At 41.6% G+C, this 17,163-nt stretch carries 19 protein-coding genes; 3 read left to right on the plus strand and 16 right to left on the minus strand.

The window, feature by feature from the left end; translation table 11 throughout:
* Window positions 1-66 precede the first annotated feature (66 nt).
* From hemW to gpr, 5 genes are all read right to left on the minus strand, one after another.
* On the minus strand, window positions 67-1,206 hold the full coding sequence (hemW, locus tag C6W18_RS03265) for a radical SAM family heme chaperone HemW (RefSeq protein WP_105925913.1): 1,140 nt from the start codon (window positions 1,204-1,206) through the stop codon (window positions 67-69).
* A gap of 114 nt (window positions 1,207-1,320) precedes the next feature.
* The gene (gene lepA, locus C6W18_RS03270) at window positions 1,321-3,159 is read right to left on the minus strand and encodes a translation elongation factor 4 (protein WP_105925915.1); all 1,839 of its coding nucleotides are present in this window, start codon (window positions 3,157-3,159) and stop codon (window positions 1,321-1,323) included.
* Window positions 3,160-3,327: 168 nt separating this feature from the next.
* Window positions 3,328-3,660: a YqxA family protein gene (locus C6W18_RS03275; RefSeq protein WP_105925917.1), complete on the minus strand. Its 333-nt coding sequence runs from the start codon at window positions 3,658-3,660 to the stop codon at window positions 3,328-3,330.
* Window positions 3,661-3,673: 13 nt separating this feature from the next.
* Window positions 3,674-4,882 carry a stage II sporulation protein P gene (locus C6W18_RS03280; RefSeq protein WP_105925919.1) on the minus strand — a complete coding sequence of 403 codons (1,209 nt, stop codon included), beginning with the start codon at window positions 4,880-4,882 and terminating at the stop codon, window positions 3,674-3,676.
* 66 nt (window positions 4,883-4,948) lie between these two features.
* Window positions 4,949-6,064, minus strand: a complete 1,116-nt coding sequence (gpr, locus tag C6W18_RS03285) for a GPR endopeptidase (RefSeq protein ID WP_105925921.1) — start codon at window positions 6,062-6,064, stop codon at window positions 4,949-4,951.
* Between the two features lie 198 nt (window positions 6,065-6,262).
* Between gpr and rpsT the strand changes: the two genes are divergently transcribed.
* A complete protein-coding gene (gene rpsT / locus C6W18_RS03290; protein WP_003217506.1) occupies window positions 6,263-6,529 on the plus strand; it encodes a 30S ribosomal protein S20 in 267 nt (88 codons plus the stop codon).
* A 134-nt stretch (window positions 6,530-6,663) separates the two neighbouring features.
* On the opposite strand, the gene holA is transcribed toward rpsT, so the two are convergent.
* The gene (gene holA / locus C6W18_RS03295) at window positions 6,664-7,683 is read right to left on the minus strand and encodes a DNA polymerase III subunit delta (protein ID WP_105925923.1); all 1,020 of its coding nucleotides are present in this window, start codon (window positions 7,681-7,683) and stop codon (window positions 6,664-6,666) included.
* A 237-nt stretch (window positions 7,684-7,920) separates the two neighbouring features.
* Between holA and C6W18_RS03300 the strand changes: the two genes are divergently transcribed.
* On the plus strand, window positions 7,921-8,055 hold the full coding sequence (locus C6W18_RS03300; RefSeq protein ID WP_003217416.1) for a YqzM family protein: 135 nt from the start codon (window positions 7,921-7,923) through the stop codon (window positions 8,053-8,055).
* Between the two features lie 39 nt (window positions 8,056-8,094).
* On the opposite strand, the gene C6W18_RS03305 is transcribed toward C6W18_RS03300, so the two are convergent.
* From C6W18_RS03305 to C6W18_RS03315, 3 genes are all read right to left on the minus strand, one after another.
* A complete protein-coding gene (locus C6W18_RS03305; protein WP_105925925.1) occupies window positions 8,095-10,422 on the minus strand; it encodes a DNA internalization-related competence protein ComEC/Rec2 in 2,328 nt (775 codons plus the stop codon).
* On the minus strand, window positions 10,415-10,984 hold the full coding sequence (locus tag C6W18_RS03310) for a ComE operon protein 2 (protein ID WP_034319441.1): 570 nt from the start codon (window positions 10,982-10,984) through the stop codon (window positions 10,415-10,417). The genes C6W18_RS03305 and C6W18_RS03310 overlap by 8 nt, the downstream gene beginning before the upstream one ends.
* 65 nt (window positions 10,985-11,049) lie before the next feature.
* Window positions 11,050-11,679, minus strand: coding sequence for a helix-hairpin-helix domain-containing protein (locus tag C6W18_RS03315; protein WP_105925927.1), 630 nt, complete (start codon window positions 11,677-11,679; stop codon window positions 11,050-11,052).
* A gap of 90 nt (window positions 11,680-11,769) precedes the next feature.
* Here C6W18_RS03315 and comER point away from each other — a divergent pair, with 90 nt between their 5' ends.
* A complete protein-coding gene (comER, locus tag C6W18_RS03320; protein ID WP_034319434.1) occupies window positions 11,770-12,618 on the plus strand; it encodes a late competence protein ComER in 849 nt (282 codons plus the stop codon).
* Window positions 12,619-12,667: 49 nt separating this feature from the next.
* On the opposite strand, the gene C6W18_RS03325 is transcribed toward comER, so the two are convergent.
* Genes C6W18_RS03325 through yqeH form a run of 7 tightly spaced genes read right to left on the minus strand, consistent with a single transcriptional unit; the run spans window position 12,668 to window position 17,162 of the window.
* Window positions 12,668-13,411: a class I SAM-dependent DNA methyltransferase gene (locus C6W18_RS03325; protein WP_105925929.1), complete on the minus strand. Its 744-nt coding sequence runs from the start codon at window positions 13,409-13,411 to the stop codon at window positions 12,668-12,670.
* Entirely contained in the window at window positions 13,408-13,764 is a 357-nt protein-coding gene (gene rsfS, locus C6W18_RS03330) for a ribosome silencing factor (protein ID WP_034319428.1), read from the minus strand. Before rsfS ends, C6W18_RS03325 begins: the two co-directional genes overlap by 4 nt.
* Before the next feature lie 13 nt (window positions 13,765-13,777).
* A complete protein-coding gene (gene yqeK / locus C6W18_RS03335) occupies window positions 13,778-14,341 on the minus strand; it encodes a bis(5'-nucleosyl)-tetraphosphatase (symmetrical) YqeK (protein ID WP_105925931.1) in 564 nt (187 codons plus the stop codon).
* Complete coding sequence (locus tag C6W18_RS03340; RefSeq protein ID WP_034319425.1) at window positions 14,331-14,900, minus strand: nicotinate-nucleotide adenylyltransferase; 570 nt, start codon at window positions 14,898-14,900, stop codon at window positions 14,331-14,333. Before C6W18_RS03340 ends, yqeK begins: the two co-directional genes overlap by 11 nt.
* Before the next feature lie 13 nt (window positions 14,901-14,913).
* Window positions 14,914-15,204, minus strand: a complete 291-nt coding sequence (yhbY, locus tag C6W18_RS03345; RefSeq protein ID WP_034319423.1) for a ribosome assembly RNA-binding protein YhbY — start codon at window positions 15,202-15,204, stop codon at window positions 14,914-14,916.
* The gene (gene aroE, locus C6W18_RS03350; protein WP_105925933.1) at window positions 15,198-16,040 is read right to left on the minus strand and encodes a shikimate dehydrogenase; all 843 of its coding nucleotides are present in this window, start codon (window positions 16,038-16,040) and stop codon (window positions 15,198-15,200) included. The genes yhbY and aroE overlap by 7 nt, the downstream gene beginning before the upstream one ends.
* 21 nt (window positions 16,041-16,061) lie before the next feature.
* On the minus strand, window positions 16,062-17,162 hold the full coding sequence (gene yqeH, locus C6W18_RS03355; protein ID WP_105925935.1) for a ribosome biogenesis GTPase YqeH: 1,101 nt from the start codon (window positions 17,160-17,162) through the stop codon (window positions 16,062-16,064).
* Window position 17,163 lies beyond the last annotated feature (1 nt).

The following is a 17,163-nucleotide window of genomic DNA, read 5'->3' on the forward strand; positions in this document are numbered from 1 at the left end:
TAGCACTCTCTTTCAACGAGTGCTAATTGTATAAACAAAATTACCAAACTCAAATTAAAATGTCAATTATAACTCACCGAGAAATGCTTGAAATACTTCATTTCCTAATAATTTTCCTTTTCTTGTTAAACGAATCCCGATGTCATCTTGTACAATGAGACCTTTTTCTTCTAATTCTTCAAGAACAGTGGAAAAGAGCATTTTTGGCGTTGCTCCATATTTCGCTTGGAAATGGGCGCTTTTAACACCTTCGATTTTCCGGAGACCTAAAAACATTTCTTCTTCGATCTGTTCTTCTTTTGTCACCTGATGCGTTTCCTTATACGGAAACCCTGTTTGTTCAATCAGCTCCAAATAATGTTTCACTGGTCCAGCGTTCACATTTCGGATGCCGTCTACATAGCCGTGAGCCCCTGCACCAAAACCGAAGTAATCTTCATTGCTCCAATATGTGAGGTTATGCTGGCTTTCAAAGCCTGGTTTGGCGTAATTGCTAATTTCATATTGCTTTAATCCGTGGCGCTCCATTTCATCCATGACAAGCTCATACATTTCAGCCTCACGCTCTTGCGGCGGCAAATGCAGTTTCCCTTTTTGCATTAAGTTGTAAAAAACCGTTTTCGGTTCCACAATGAGTGAATAGACAGAATAATGCTCTGCACCTAATGAAAAAGCCGTCTCAAGTGAATTCATGACATGGTGCTTTTCTTGATGAGGCAAACCAAACATAAGGTCGAGACTAATGTTGTCAAACCCAACCGCTCTTGCTCGTTCGAAAGACGTTAGGACATCTTTTCGTTGATGAACTCGTCCGATTTTTTTGAGCAAATCGTCTTCAAAGGTTTGAACGCCAAAGCTCAGCCGATTCACGCCTGCTGATTTCAGGACATGCAGCTTCTCGAGCGATAGTTCGTCTGGGTTGGCTTCAACTGCAAATTCAATCAGATTTTTTGTCGGCTTTAATACGCGGTGAATACTGTCCATGAGCTGATTTAGCTGGCTGACTGTCAATGATGTCGGGGTTCCTCCGCCAATAAAGATCGTCTTTAGTTCTTGCTCGCCTTTTTGCTCGATCGTGTGCTGCATCTCTTTTTCAAGAGCGACTAAGTATTCATCTACTGGCTGCGTTTTAATGAAAAATTTATTGAAATCACAATAGTGACAAATGTGCTCACAAAATGGAATGTGAATGTATGCTGCTTTCATTTAATGACACCTTCTTTACAGGTAAAGAGCCGCAGTTTATCGCTGCGGCAACTTTGTTTGTTTTCGACTATAAACGTCAAGGCATACATTGTAAAGCAGGTTGCCTTGAGGATATTATTTTTTCGGTGTGCTGTCGTCCATTTTCAGCACAGCCATAAATGCTTCTTGTGGGACTTCAACAGAGCCCACTTGCTTCATGCGCTTTTTCCCTTCTTTTTGCTTCTCAAGAAGCTTTCTTTTCCGGGAAATATCTCCACCATAACACTTAGCAAGTACGTTTTTACGCATCGCTTTAATGGTAGAACGCGCAACGATTTTTTGACCGATTGCCGCCTGAACTGGTACTTCAAAGTGCTGGCGTGGAATGAGTTCTTTCAGCTTTTCTACAATGAGCTTTCCTCGTTCATATGCATAATCGCGGTGAACAATGAAGGAAAGGGCATCGATCTTTTCACTATTTAGCATGATATCCATTTTAACTAGAGTGGATGGACGATAGCCAATCAGCTCGTAATCAAAGGACGCATACCCTTTTGTATTGGACTTTAGCTGGTCAAAGAATTCGTATACGATCTCTGCCAAAGGAATTTCGTAAACAATGCTGACGCGGTTTGCATCAAGATATTGCATATCAATGAAATTACCGCGCTTTCCTTGGCAAAGCTCCATAACAGAACCTACATAATCATTCGGCACCATCATTGTTGCTTTCACGTATGGTTCTTCAATGCGCTCAATCTTTTGCGGATCAGGCAGATTGGATGGGTTATCTACGATGAGTTTTTCTCCGTCTGTCATATACACATCGTAAATAACACTTGGCGCTGTTGTAATGAGGTCAATTTTAAATTCACGTTCAATCCGTTCTTGGATGATTTCCATATGAAGCATTCCAAGAAAGCCGCAGCGGAAACCGAAGCCAAGTGCTTGGGATGTCTCTGCCTCATATTGAAGTGAAGAATCATTTAATTCAAGCTTTTCTAACGCTTCACGTAAGTCGTTATATTTTGCTGTATCAATTGGATAAAGTCCGCAGTACACCATTGGGTTCAGCTTTCTGTATCCTGGCAGTGCTTCTTTCGCAGGGTTCGCCGCACTTGTGATCGTATCACCTACACGTGTATCACCAACATTTTTAATCGCAGCTGTTAAGTAGCCAACATCTCCAACGGTGAGTTCGTCTGTTGGCATTGCTTTCGGTGTGAAAACGCCGACTTCAAGTACTTCAAATTCTTTGCCTGTCGCCATCATTTTGATCTTCTGACCTGGCTTTACTGTTCCTTCAACAATCCGTATGTACGCAATAACGCCTCGATACGCATCATAAAGGGAATCAAAAATAAGGGCTTGAAGCGGTGCTTCTGGATCTCCAGCTGGAGCAGGCACTTTTTCTACGATTTGTTCTAAAATATCCTCGATCCCAATGCCCGCCTTAGCAGAGGTCAGAACAGCTTCAGATGCATCCAACCCGATGACATCTTCAATTTCTTCTCTTACACGCTCAGGTTCTGCACTCGGCAGATCAATTTTATTGATAATCGGTAGAATCTCTAAGTTGTTATCAAGAGCTAAATAAACGTTCGCAAGTGTCTGGGCTTCAATTCCTTGTGCTGCATCAACAACGAGAATCGCACCTTCACAGGCAGCTAGGCTTCGGGATACCTCATAGGTGAAGTCGACATGCCCTGGTGTATCAATCAGGTGCATAATATATTCTTCTCCATCCTTCGCCTTATATTTCAGCTGGACAGAGTTTAATTTAATCGTAATGCCGCGTTCACGCTCTAAGTCCATGGAATCAAGTAATTGTTCTTTCATTTCTCGTTGAGTAATCGCCGCTGTTTTTTCCAAAATTCGGTCCGCCAATGTGGATTTCCCATGGTCAATATGGGCGATAATGGAGAAATTTCGAATTCTTGATTGCCGTTCTAATCGTTTTTCTTTATCTGTCACAATCTATCACTCCTACTATAAAACGCGGGTTGCGCTAGGTTAGATTATATCAATAGGGCTGTAAAGATTCAATCGAAATCAAGAAAAGCCGCTCATCGGTGTAAGCGGCTTTTCTCAAAAGGGTGATATCTCATGAAATGAAATCCATGGTGGTGCTAAATTGAATGGTTATTTACCATTCACCCAGTCATAAAGAGAACGGGCTGCGTGTGTCATGCCATCAGATAGGGCTTTTCCGGCCTTGGAGAAGGCATTAAAGCTTTCTATTTCTTCAAGCTGCTTTTGTTTTTCAGCTAAATCCTTTTCTGTGACAGCCGTTCCTAAGATTGAAGCTTCCCTTTCTTGATCATCGTTCATTTGAATAGAGAAAGCCCCTTTTAATTGCGGATCATGGTAGCCCTTCATTTGCAGCATACCATTATTGGCTTGCTGCATTCCTAAGAAGACACCAAACAGTAAAACCAATCCTAAAATAATGGTTTTTCCAATAAATGAGCCCATGCCCGTCACCACCTTAAGAACGTTTTTTCTCATCCTTTGCTTTGCCATTTACTTTTTCTGCGTCCCAGAAAATTTCACTGAACACATCAGCCGCTGCATTGGATGCATTTTTCAATTCTTCCATATTATTATCCACTCCGCCAAATTCTAAAAGAAGGGCTTTATCAGATAAGTCTTGATTATAGATTCCATTATCGCCAATTTCTCCTTTGGCAAACACCCCGACGCTGAGACCTTTATATTTTTTCTCCATCAAATGGTGAAACTCTGTTGCCAGCTTTAAATTTTTCTCATAGCTTTGATTCTTCTTCCCCACAACAAACGCGATTCTCGCAAATTTCTTTCCTTTGATCTCCACAGTGGTATCTTTCTTTCTTCTTGAGTCACGGTGAATATCAATTAAATATTCGAGGTCATCATTTTTCGCAATGGCTTCTTTCACGACCAATCTGGATTCATTATACGACTGCGGATACTTTAACCCTTTTTGCAGGAGTCTTTTTTCAATCTCAGTTTTGTCCACTGTATTACCGATTCCTTGCTGATCGAGCGCTTTTCCAAACATGTCGCCGACAAGGGTGACGTTCACTTTTGAGTGCCGTGCATTGTTTGGATTCGTTTCTCCTTTTAAAAATGGTAAATATGATTCCGTATTATGTGTGTGATAAATGTACACGGCTTTTCGTTTTCCTGTCGAACGGTCCGGCTCTTTAGCAGGCTTTTTCGGCTCATCCTCATCGAGCTTGTCCAGTTCAGCTAAATTCGCTTCTTTCTCACCTTTGATGACTTCACTTGGCGGCGGCGATTCCATTGGCATGTTGGTATAGTCTGTTCCTTCACCCGCTAAGATGATTTTTGTATCAAAATGTTCAAAGCCTGGCAGCTCTCTTCCTAGGAAACTGCGCGGATCTTCTAAATTGATACTTGTCGCAAGCTTGAGTGACAGTCCAGAGAAATTGAACCCTCTTTGATCTTCAGGTACTGTTGAGGCGAAATATTGGTTTTCCATTCCCATCAGTGTGGCAAAGAACGCTCCTGACAGCTCATCAGCTACACCATATAACGAGGCTTGAGGTCTAAGCTCAGGTTTTAAAGACGTCAAAGCCCCTGACATGACAAACATGACAACAAGAGAGGCAATAAACAAGAAAATACTTTTCACTACTTTGGTTCCATTAATCGCAACGACCAACTGTCGAGGACGGCGGGGTCTTTTTTTCATGATTTACTCCCTCCAGCACACTTTCTAGTAATTACACTATGAGCGAGCTAGAGAAAGTAGAACCGATTAATGATTATAAGAACCCATGTTATCTTGAGAGATTTTTTGATGAAGCGCTGTGTTTAATCCATTGGCGAGTACGTTTGCCATATCATCAATGAATGTATCCACTTCCTTAGGCGTCACCATTAAATTTTGGCCTAGCGGTGCAAGCACTTCATGGATCAGCTGTCTTTTCTCTTCATCAGGAAGCGTTCCTACTATTCCTAAGAATGATTGACGCGTTTCTTCATCTGGTAAGTCTTCTTCATTAAGCACTTTTTTCTTTCCAAATGTCAGACCAGCCGGCACAAGTGAGCGGGAGGGTCTATCATCTTTCAGTTCTCTACCAAAATGCTTTAAAACATAATTAATCGTGTCACTTGCGATCGTCACTGCATCAACCACTGTCGGGACGCCAATCGCAATTACTGGAATACCCAGTGTTTCTTTGCTTAATTCCTTGCGCTTATTCCCTACACCAGATCCTGGATGGATGCCTGTATCAGATATTTGAATCGTTGTATTCACCCGTTCCACCGCGCGAGCAGCAAGTGCATCTATGGCAATGACAAAATCGGGTTTGGATCGTTCGATCACGCCTTGTATAATGTCACTTGTTTCAATTCCAGTCAGTCCCATCACACCAGGTGATAAAGAGGACACTGGGCGATAGCCTTCCTGTACATTTTCCGGCTGCAATTCAAATAGATGACGGGTCACAAGCAAGCTTTCAACTGTAAGTGGTCCTAAAGCATCTGGCGTGACATTCCAGTTTCCTAGTCCCACTACAAGACAGCTCGCATCTGCCTGAATTCCTCTGTCTTTTAAAAACTGAGCAAAGTGATGGGCGAAGACTTCGACTACTTTTTCTTGCATCTCAGAATCCTTCTCCCGAATTCCCTGCGCCTCAAGCGTCAAGTATGTACCCGCCTTTTTCCCCGTCAGCTCTTCTCCTTCTTTCGTAATCTCCACAGTACGTATGCGGATCCCGTGCTCTTCCTTTTCCTTCTCGACAATCCCTTGAATGCCATCTTTTTTGACGACATTAGGATCGTTCTCTTGTTCTAATATCTCTTTTGTTTCAACGGCCAAGTCTGTCCGGATTTGATAAGCACTTAAATCGAGTTTCTGTTTCTTCATGAAAAGTCTCCTTCCACCAAGTAATTAACAGTAGTCTTTCCATCTCTCTAAAGAAACATTCGAGCACTTCATCAATGAAAAATACTTTACATTTATATTGCATTCTAAAGGTGTGTTTGATAGAATACAACTTGTTCTATTGTGAAGATTTAACCTTAAGACAATTGTGTTTAGGTTGTATCTTAGGAGGTGAAACACATGCCAAATATTAAATCAGCGATCAAACGTACAAAAACGAATAACGAACGCCGTGCACACAACGTGACTATTAAGTCTGCGATGCGTACTGCGATTAAACAAGTTGAAGTTTCTGTAGCTAACAACGATGCTGAGCAAGCAAAAGCTGCTCTTTCTTCTGCTGCAAAACGCATTGACAAAGCCGTTAAAACTGGTCTTGTACACAAAAACGCAGCTGCGCGTTACAAATCAAGACTTGCTAAACAAGTAAACGGACTTTCTGCATAATGTTTGCAACGCCTCAGTGATGAGGCACCTGTTTAACTGTACGTCCGTCCTGACCGGCTTAGCCATAAGGACAGACTGGCAATTATACATCTAAACAAAAACGACCCTCTTTTTAGAAGGTCGTTTTTTTATGTTCAAGCTCCTAATAATCGAAGCAGGAACAATTCTAATAATAGCTGCTTGTCCTTTTTACCTGTTTTCATTTCATAATCGATGGTTGAGAGCTCTTTGACGATATGCTTTAGCTCTTCTTCTGAAAACAGTCTGGCCTGGTCCATGGCAAGTTTGACCCGGAATGGGTGGACCTTTAAATTTGAAGCAATTTGTTTTTGCCCATATCCTTGCTGAGAAAAGTACTTCGTCTGCAAAATCAATCGAAATTGATTTGAAATGAGTGCCAATATTTTAATGGGTTCCTCATTTTGTTTCAGCAGGTCATAGAACATTTGCATCGCCTCAGAGCGGCGTCTGTTTACAATTTGATTAATGAGTTCGAAAATATTCTGCTCTAAGCTGCGTGCAACGAGCTGGTTGACATCTGCTAACTCAATTTCCTCTCGCTGCCCAATATATGTACTTAGCTTCCGAACCTCTTGGAACAGAGAGGACAAACTCCCACCACATAGCATCACAAGCTGCTCAGCCGCTTCGGCGGTGATGGCTTTTCCTTCTGTCTTCACCAGCGTGATGGTAAAATCAGTTGTTTCTTTAGGATTTAACTCTTTCGCCTCGACCACAGCAGCTTTCTTTTTTAGCAATTTGTTGATTTTCTTACGTTCATCCAGTTTTTCATATGGTGCTAATAACACAAGAATCGTGTAGGGCGCTGGCTTTTCTAAGTAAGCTTCTAACACGGAAAGCTGATGCTCTATCTTCTCCTTTTTCTTTTCAGCTGTAAGAAAATAAGGATTCTTGATCACAACGAGACGTCGTTCTCCCATAAACGGAAATGTTTCTGCGTCCGTGACAGCCTGTTCAAGCGGCACCTCTTCCATATCGAAGACAGAGTAATTAAAATCCTTTGTTTCCTCGTCAACCACAGCTTGTCTCAGTTTAGCAGCTGTCTCTTGCAGTAAATACGTTTCTTTTCCATATAAGCAATAAACGGGATGGATATCCCCTTTTTTAAAATTGTTCCATATCTCAAAGACCATACGCCTGAATCCCTCTCTTTCACTTTCTCCTCTATCCTAAAGTGTGTTGAGACATTAGTAAAGAGGAAGCTGAAAGTACCGCCTCCTCATTTATAGTAAACGTCTGGCGCAAGCTCCCGGGTCAGCTGGCGTCAGACGATATTCATAAAATGATCATGAAAATGGAAAACGGTTACTTTACGTTCTAGCAATTCCAAATGAGTTCAAGTATACTAAAATTAGCCAGGAGGGATGAAAATGAATGAATTTGAAAAAAATGTTCAAAGCAAGCGAAATGATGCGATCGACTCAGCTGTTGGTTTTATCGTCACATTCGGATTTTTCGCCTCAATGTTTATTTTGGCAACAATTATACACCTCGTTGGATCTTAACTTCATGAATGCTTTTTGACTGCCATTTTGGCAGTTTTTTTATTGATTTTGTAAGATATCATATGGAGGATGCGAGTAAAACGTTCCAGCCTCTTCGAGAAATTCATAGGTCACACTTCCATTGATATCAGTACGGTACACCGTCGTTTGTTGATCCTTTAATTTATTCAAGACTTCTTGATGAGGATGCTGATAACGATTTCGTTCACCTGCCGAAATCAGTGCATACGACGGTCTCAGATGCTGAAGCCATTCCTCACTTGTTGATCCTTTACTCCCGTGATGTCCAACCTTCAGTACATCCGCTCGCAGATGAGGATAAACTTCTTTGATGTCTCGTTCACCTTCTTGTTCAAGATCTCCGGTGAATATAAAACGCTTCCCGCCAAGAGTAAAGGTAAGCACAAGTGAATCATTATTCTTACTTGTCACCCGATCTCGTGCCGGATGAAGAACCTCGAATTCTTGCCCTCCAACCTGAAGCTTATCCCCTCTCTCTAATTCATCAACAGGTACCCCTTTATCAGCTGCTTCTTTTAATAGCTGTGCATCCTCTGGACTTCGGGCGAAGCCTTTTGGCACGGCCAGTCGCTTTACTTTATTTCGCTTGATTAAACGAACCGCTTCCCCTATGTGGTCTTGATCCGCATGTGTGAGGATGAGGACATCCAGTTTTGCTATGCCTTTTGAATGCAGAAACGGTATGAGCGTTTGATCAGCAATTGTAGACACTTTACGTCTTTTTTTCCACGGTTCTTCTTCAAAAGAAAGTCTGCCTCCTGTATCTACTAATAGATGCCCCATCCGATAAGGCAGCTGAATAAACAAACTATCTCCCTGCCCTACATCCAGCATTGTGACCTCTCCTTTTTGGAGAAAATTCGGAGTAAAATAGTGTACGCTCAGCACACCAATGAGAAAAAGAATTGGCACAGTATAAGACTTCACGGAAGTTTTGCACTCCAGCACAAATAACAAAAAAATAATGGAACTAACTTCAAGAAGAACTTGCCACCAAGTAGATTTCATAAAAATCAGGTTGAACCCATCATAATCAGCCATATGAGCTGATAACTGATGACTCAGCTGGATCACTTTATCAAGCAGTTGAAACAATGTTTGACCAAGCGGAAGGTAAACAATAGACAAAAGAAAAAAGAGTAAGGACAGAGGCATGACAACCATTGTATAAAAAGGGACAAACATCATATTCAAAGGGACGCTCAGCAAAGAAAATTGCTGAAAATGATATAACAGAACAGGGAGCGAAGCAAGCTGTGCAACAAAGGAGATGAGGAATAATTGCATCACTGCACCTTTCGCTTTTGATAGGATCCTAGTGGACAACAAAATAAAAAACGTCACCACGAATGAAAGCTGAAAGCCAATATCAAATAAATAAAGGGGATGAATGGCCAATAAGAGCAAAAACGTCGCGCTTAATACCATCGCAGAAGGCTGTTTCATTTCTTTTGGCAGGCTAGTGATCACTAAATAGAATCCTGCCATTAGACAAGCTCTTAAAACAGATGGCGCAGCACCTGTCAAACAAGCATACACCGGTAGAAAACATAATAAAAGAATACGCGCTGTCTCTCTTGTCACGCCGGCACGAAGCAGACACCAAAATAAACAAGCGAGAAGCGTTTGCACATGCAGTCCTGAAATCGCTAGTAAATGAATAATGCCGAGCATTTGATAATCTCTTAACGTGTCAGGATCAATCAATTCACGATCTCCAAAAATGAGTGCCTGTACAATTCCAGCAGAGCTCTTTGGAACATGAACCTCTAAAAATTTCAAGCCCTTTTGTCTCATAGAAGCAAGGTAATGTGAAGGGCTGTCTTTTTTTGAACAGCTTTTGATAGACTGTGGTAAGAAAATAGCGTCAATTCCTTTTGTTTTTAGAAATTGATCGTATTGAAACCCGTTAGGAATGGTTGCTTGTTTAGGTAATCGAATATCACCTATCACGTGACAGCTCATCCCTGGCTCTATACCTTTCAGCAATTCTTTTTCTTGCTCAGTTTGAATCGTATAAAAAGCCGCGAGCCGGTCATTCTTTTCTGACACGGTCGCTGAAAAACGATTGCCATCTATTTTCGGAATACTTTCAACCACAACTGAACCAGAAAATGATGTTTCTTTTACAGCATGATCCGCTTCAAACGACTGATGAACCATAAAGATGAGTGTATAGATAGTTCCGCACAAGCTAACCATCAGAAAGAGCTGAGGTGTTTTTTTCAGTAGGCTGAGAAGTAATATCATGAGAAGAAAGAGAAGGAAATACATATGAAGATGAGATGCGGCCAGGGCAATTCCGACTGCTGCTGAAATCGCCCCGAACGGCAAATAGTTAAACATAGGAAGTAAATAATTGATTCGCCTTTTCATGCATGTGTCGTACTTCTGTTTCACTAAGTCCTGATTCACTTAGCTTGCCGATTAAATCTGCAACAAAGGCTAATTTTTCTTGATTTTTTAAGTCAATGATCATTTCATCTAGTTCTACCTGTTCCGTTTGAACGCCAGCCTGCTCGAATAAATCGACAGCATATGGATGATTTTTATAATCCTTCGCATAATACACTGTTCGAATGCCTGCTTGAATAATGGCTTTACAGCACTGCAAACAAGGAAAATGCGTGACATATATTTCAGCATCAGCTGTTGGTGCGCCAAATTTGGCACATTGTAAAATGGCGTTCATTTCCGCATGGATTGTGCGTACACAGTGATGATCAATGACATAGCATCCTACATCTGCACAATGGACATCACCGGCAATGGAGCCATTGTATCCTCCTGCAATGATGCGCTTGTCTCTTACGATGGTCGCCCCAACAGCTAACCGCTCACAGGTGCTTCGTAAAGCAAGCAAATGACTTTGTGCCATAAAATATTGATTCCATGAAATTCTTTCCACGAGCTGATCCCTCCAGAATGATGGTTGGTATTAAGTGTACATGCCTTTCTTCTATACCGTCAATTCTACTTAACGGTCAATTGACTTTTCAGCCGTTCGACTGTCTTCTCCCCAAAACCCGAAATGTTCCGCAAATCTTCAATTTGTTCAAATTCTCCATGTTCCTCTCTATAGGCAATGATGGCTTCTGCTTTGGCTGGTCCGATTCCGTTAATTGATTGCAATTCCGCTGCATCGGCTTGATTCACATTGACACCTTGACTCTTTTCAATCCCAGATGACATGTCAGTTGCTGATGTTTGCGTCTGCTTCTCAGCTTCTCCCTGCTTTCGAACATAAATCATCATACTATCCTCTAATTTTGCCGCTTGATTGATTTCATACGTATCCGCTTTACTTGTAAAGCCTCCTGCTCTTTTAATCGCTTCCTCAACCCGGTCCTCTGATTGAAACGTATAAACCCCTGGCTTCCTTACAGCTCCTTTGACCTCTACAACAATGGGTGGTGGTTCACTTTCTGCACTCTCTTGTTTCTCCTCCAATGTGACTGGGCTTTCTTTATTTTCCTTTAATACACTTGGCTCTGCGCTTTTTTCCCCTTTCCCTGCTAAAGCGAAGAAACTGATGGTGATCACGATCATGATCCCCGCAATGATATAAAGACTGTATTTTTTCAATGGAATGAGTCGCTTCACTTGCTCACGCTTCTTTCAATCATATTTTTACACTGCTCAACATACTGTTTAGAAGATAACAGATCCTATGCGTCTAAGGAGGGAGAACGTTTGAATATAGGGATAATCGGTACAGGAAACATGGGTACCATACTTACTGAGGCATTTATTGAATCAAAAGCAGTCAATCCCTCATCCATCACCATCACCAACCGGACCATTGAAAAAGCGTTCAATATAAAAAAGAACCATCCAGAGCTTGAAGTAACAAAACAGCTTTCAGGGGCTGTAACAGATAAAGATTTCATCTTTGTTTGTGTGAAACCACTTGATATTTATCCACTATTAAAAGAGCTGAGCCCTCTTTTAGAAGAGCAGCAAACGATTGTCATCATCACAAGTCCGGTTCATCCTGAACAGCTTCAGGATATCGTTCCTTGTCAAACAGCTAGACTGATCCCAAGCATCACTAACCGCGCTTTATCAGGCGCATCACTTTTAACTTTTGGTTCATCATGCAATGTCGCGACGAAAACAGCGCTAAGACAGTTATCCTCCCGCATTTCAACACCAATTGAGATCCATCATTCGATTACAAGAGCGGCCTCAGATATTGTCAGCTGCGGACCTGCTTTTATTAGCTTTCTCGTTCAGAAAATGATTGAAGCAGCTGTCGAAGAAACCGATATTTCAAAAGAAGAAGCCACCACCTTATCAGAAGATATGCTTGTAGGACTTGGTCGTTTAATTGAAAAAAGAGTCTATACCCTTCCGACACTGCAAGATAAAGTGTGTGTGAAAGGCGGCGTCACTGGTGAGGGTATTAAAGCTCTTGAAGCAGGTGTTCAAGATATGTTTCACCGTCTTTTTCAGAACACCCATGAAAAGTTCGATGAAGATCTTGAAGCGGTTGCACATCAATATCCGCCAAGCGTGTTTACTGATGATCGCAGAAATTAACGATCTTTGCAATAAGCGAAAAAAGGGATTTAAAAAAACCATCGTTCCATTAAACGATGGTTTTTGGTTTCTTTGCTGAGATAAAATATCTTTCGGCGAATTCCTGAGGTGCTTGATTTGTAAAATCAGCGGTCACTTCAATATTTTCGAAGCCAGCGGACTCAAGGAACGCTGCATATGTCTCAAATGGAAATGTACGCTGTTCATGTGTCTCATCATAACGCTGATACACGTCTCCGTCCTTTACAAAAAAGCTTAAATCATGAATGACCGAATACATATCATCCCCTTTATCGCTCTGCCAAATATAGCTGATCTCTTCATCTTGATCTGCATAAGTAGAGCCAGGGAATACCTCTTCCATTTTATAAGGCGTATGAACATCAAAGAGTAAAACCCCATCTGCCTCTAAAAGCTGAAACATGTTTTTAAAGGTTTTTTTGACGTCATTTTCGTTTTTTAAGTAGTTCAGGGAATCACAGCAGATAACGGCTGCTTGAAAGGCGTGTTCAAAGCCCGTAAGCTCTCTCATATCCTGATGTAAAAATTGAACGGACTGCTTGTGAGATTGCGCTTTTTGCTGCGCGAAAGCCAGCATCTCTTCACTTAGGTCAATTCCTGTGACGTTGTGACCTTTTTCAGCTAATCGAAGAGAAATCTCCCCAGTTCCACAGCCTACATCGATGATTGCAGCATTTGGCTTGATATACTGCTGTATCCACTGAACCCATTCATCATAAGGTGCATGTGCCATGAGCTCATCATACACACCTGCAAACCCTTGATAAATCATGAGTTAATGCCAAGTGAAAGCGTTTCTCTCGGCGCATCTCCCCATAACTTCTCTAGGTTATAGTATCCTCTTTCTTCTTTATGGAACACATGAGCAATGACATCTCCTAGATCAATCAATACCCATCTTGCTTCATCAAAGCCTTCCATCTTTTTCACTTCGATTCCACTTTCCTCTGCAAGATGTTTTACTTCTCTTGCAATGGCCTGCACTTGTTTATCAGAATTCCCATGACAAATGAGAAAATAATCTGCAACAAGGGAGACTCCTTGCATATTAAGGGCAATAATATCTTCAGCCCGCTTATCATCGCATGCTCCTGCTGCGATGTTTAAAATTGATGATGCATCCATCCAAAATTCCTCCTTAGTTGTTCTTGTGCACAAGCGAGTTGTAAGTAGCAAGTGTATCTGGAAAGACTGGCTGATTCTTTTTCATTAAAAAGCTGATTGTGTTTTTTAACGATTGAATCAATGCACCATCCAAATCATGCTCTGCTAACTCTCTTACTTCTTCTACGCCAGGAAAATGGCGTCCTGGTTCTATATAGTCAGCGACATAGATGACTTTTTCAAGTAACGTCATATCCGGTCTGCCGGATGTATGGAATTCGATTGCTGTTAAAATGTCTTGGTCGTCAATTCCGGCTTCCTTTTTGACCAAATATGCACCGACTGGGGCATGCCAAAGCTCGGGTGAATAATCAAGCAATAGGGGGTTCATCTGTTCTTTTTGAATGATACCCTTCATTTCTTCCTTTGGTCTAAATTTGGCATAATCATGAAAAATAGCGGCGATCTCCGCTTTTTTTACATCTGCACCAAACCGTTCCGCTAATGAAATGGCTGTATCCATAACCCCAAGTGTATGTGTATATCTATGCTCTGTTAACTGCTCTTTGACACATTTCAATGCTTCTTCACGATTCATATAAATGATGCTCCTTTATATAACGCTCAACAGCTTTCGGAATCAAATAATCTACAGGTTCTCCCTGCTTTATTCGCTGCCTAATCAATGTCGATGATACATCAAAAGCTGGAACATCTGCAAATAAAAGAGGATATGTCGTACTTCCTTCATAACCTCGTCTTTTCATCCCAATAAAGGTGATCATCTGAAGCAAATCATCAATCCGGTGCCATTTTGGCAAATAATCTACCATGTCCGCTCCAATCATAAAAAAGAACTCAGCTTCAGGATGACGCTTCTTTAACAGCTCCACCGTATCTACTGTATAAGATGGTCCCTCTCGCTCCATTTCAATGAGTTCCAGCTGAAAATGCGGATTAGACTGAATCGCTGCTTCCACCATTTTCACGCGGTGATGACTATCTGCTCGTTTTCGGCCTGTTTTATGAGGAGGCTTGTGATTTGGGATAAACCAAATTTCATCAAGCCCCACCTGAAAACGCACCTCATTCGCCATCAGCAAATGCCCATTATGCGGGGGATCAAACGTACCGCCGAACAACCCTATTTTTTTCATATCACATCCACCTTTACGGCAGCTTAATTTGTTTATTTTCCTTAGATTCTTTATAAAGGACAATCACATTTCCGATCGTTTGAACGAGCTCAGCTTTTGCACCCTTTACAAGTGCTTTAGCGACCTCAGTTTTGTCTTCGTCGCAGTTTTGCAAGATGCTGACTTTTAAAAGTTCTCTTGCTTCAAGCGCCTCGGAAATTTGCTTGACCATATTGTTATTTACCCCGCCTTTTCCAACTTGAAAAATAGGTGATAAATGGTGTGCTTGCGCACGTAAAAAACGTTTTTGCTTACCTTTTAACATGGTGTTCCTCCTAATTTCTCTATGACAATTGACTTCATTTTTTCGATATCAGGCGTGATGCCTGTCCACAGTTCAAATGCTCTTGCCGCTTGACCAACAAACATGCCGACGCCATCTACTGTTTTCAAGCCTAACCCGGCTGCTTCACTAAGCAGTTTTGTTTCAATTGGATTATACACAATATCACAAACGACCGCTGTTTTTTTTGCGTTTGTTAAAGAAATCGGGGTTTCTTCTACATTCGGATACATGCCGATCGAGGTTGTATGGATGATGACATCATAATCTCCAAGCCTGTCTTCTGCTGTATTTAATGCGATTGCACTTGATGTCACTTTTCCATCCGCACTTTGAATTAAAGCCTCTGCTTTTTCAATGGTGCGATTGGAGATATCAAATCTTTTCGGCGCATAATCAGCAATTGTCGTATAAATTGCTCTTGCCGCTCCGCCAGCACCGATCATAAGAAATGACAGCTCTGATAACGGCTGATCTAAGGCTTCAAGCAATGAATGAAGGAAGCCCTCTCCATCTGTGTTGTACCCAACGAGCTGACCCTTTTCAAGCCGCACAGTATTGACTGCTCGCAGGCGTTCAGCTGTCACATCAATTTTATCAAGGTATTGCATGATCTCTACCTTGTATGGAACAGTGACGTTAAAACCGCTGATTCCCAAGGCTTTCATACCACTGATGGCATCTGCAAGGTCGTTTTCTTCTACTTGAAAGCCATGATAATGCCCATCAATCCCAGCATCCTTTAATGCTGCGTTATGAATATCTGGAGACATCGAATGACCAACAGGGTTTGCGATTAATCCGTATAAAGCTTTCAAGGTCTCTCCCCCTTTGAACTTTTAAATTAACGAACGTCTAACAAAGACATGAACACCTTTTGGCGCATATACTTTTATTTGTTTATCCGCTTCATTTGCTGTCACCCAGCCTAATCCTGAAAACACGATGTCCATTTTCGGCTGATCAATGGTAAAGGTGTGCGGAACGAGCGGAGGAAAATTTTCCATTCCCTCTTTTGATGGTGGTGATAGCAGTTCTCCTGCATGTTTTTCATATAAGTCATCTGCATTCTCTAACTTTGTCCGATGAATGTTGAGCTCATTTGGCATATAGCAGACAAATGACGTTCTGCCGCCTTTTACATAGTCAAATCGAGCAAGCCCGCCGAAATAAAGCGTTTGGGCTTCATTTAACTGGAACGTTCTCGGTTTCAATTCTTTTTTCGGCGTTAAGATTTTCAAGTCATTTTTGCTAACATAGTGCGCCATTTGATGGCGATTGATGATGCCCGGCGTATCGAATAAAGCAGACCCGTCATCAAGCGGAATTTCAATTGCATCAAGAGTTGTTCCTGGATATTGGGATGTAGTGATGACGTTCTCTTCTCCAGACACTTCTTTGATGATTCGATTGATAAATGTTGACTTTCCAACGTTCGTACAGCCGACGACATAGACATTTCTTCCCTCACGATAATGGTCGATCGCTTCCATCACCTCTGGCACGCCTTGACCTCTGCTTGCACTGATTAAGAAAACATCGATTGGGTTTAGTCCGTTTTCTTTTGCTTCCCGTTTCATCCAATGAACAAGGCGATCTTTTTTCACGGATTTCGGTAAAATATCCACTTTGTTGCCGACAAGTAAAATCGGATTACCACCGACAATACGGCTCAGCCCGTTAATCCAGCTTCCGTTAAAGTCAAAAATATCAACGACCTTTACAATGAGAGAGTCTGTCTCACCAATGCTGTGTAAAATATTTAAAAAGTCGTCTTCTGTTAAAGAAACATCTTGAATTTCATTGTAGTTCTTTAACCTAAAACAGCGCTGACAGATCACATCTTCTTTCAATAGAGATGCTGCCGGCGCATATCCTAATTGATCTTTATCTTCCGTCTGAATGGCTACACCGCAGCCAATACAAACAACCTTTTCCATT

The sequence above is a fragment of the Bacillus sp. LLTC93 genome, assembly GCF_002993125.1.
Classification (GTDB): domain Bacteria; phylum Bacillota; class Bacilli; order Bacillales; family Bacillaceae; genus Bacillus; species Bacillus zhangzhouensis.

Excerpts from the sequence above, each read along its gene's own strand:
- gpr (WP_105925921.1), bottom strand. The coding sequence starts at position 6,064 with ATGAAGAAACAGAAACTCGATTTAAGTGCTTATCAAATCCGGACAGAC.
- rpsT (WP_003217506.1), top strand. The coding sequence starts at position 6,263 with ATGCCAAATATTAAATCAGCGATCAAACGTACAAAAACGAATAACGAA.
- C6W18_RS03340 (WP_034319425.1), bottom strand. The coding sequence starts at position 14,900 with ATGAAAAAAATAGGGTTGTTCGGCGGTACGTTTGATCCCCCGCATAAT.
- rsfS (WP_034319428.1), bottom strand. The coding sequence starts at position 13,764 with ATGGATGCATCATCAATTTTAAACATCGCAGCAGGAGCATGCGATGAT.
- C6W18_RS03280 (WP_105925919.1), bottom strand. The coding sequence starts at position 4,882 with ATGAAAAAAAGACCCCGCCGTCCTCGACAGTTGGTCGTTGCGATTAAT.
- C6W18_RS03275 (WP_105925917.1), bottom strand. The coding sequence starts at position 3,660 with ATGGGCTCATTTATTGGAAAAACCATTATTTTAGGATTGGTTTTACTG.
- yqeK (WP_105925931.1), bottom strand. The coding sequence starts at position 14,341 with ATGAATCGTGAAGAAGCATTGAAATGTGTCAAAGAGCAGTTAACAGAG.
- yhbY (WP_034319423.1), bottom strand. The coding sequence starts at position 15,204 with ATGTTAAAAGGTAAGCAAAAACGTTTTTTACGTGCGCAAGCACACCAT.
- holA (WP_105925923.1), bottom strand. The coding sequence starts at position 7,683 with ATGGTCTTTGAGATATGGAACAATTTTAAAAAAGGGGATATCCATCCC.
- C6W18_RS03305 (WP_105925925.1), bottom strand. The coding sequence starts at position 10,422 with ATGTTTAACTATTTGCCGTTCGGGGCGATTTCAGCAGCAGTCGGAATT.
- hemW (WP_105925913.1), bottom strand. The coding sequence starts at position 1,206 with ATGAAAGCAGCATACATTCACATTCCATTTTGTGAGCACATTTGTCAC.
- yqeH (WP_105925935.1), bottom strand. The coding sequence starts at position 17,162 with ATGGAAAAGGTTGTTTGTATTGGCTGCGGTGTAGCCATTCAGACGGAA.
- C6W18_RS03300 (WP_003217416.1), top strand. The coding sequence starts at position 7,921 with ATGAATGAATTTGAAAAAAATGTTCAAAGCAAGCGAAATGATGCGATC.
- C6W18_RS03325 (WP_105925929.1), bottom strand. The coding sequence starts at position 13,411 with ATGATTTATCAAGGGTTTGCAGGTGTGTATGATGAGCTCATGGCACAT.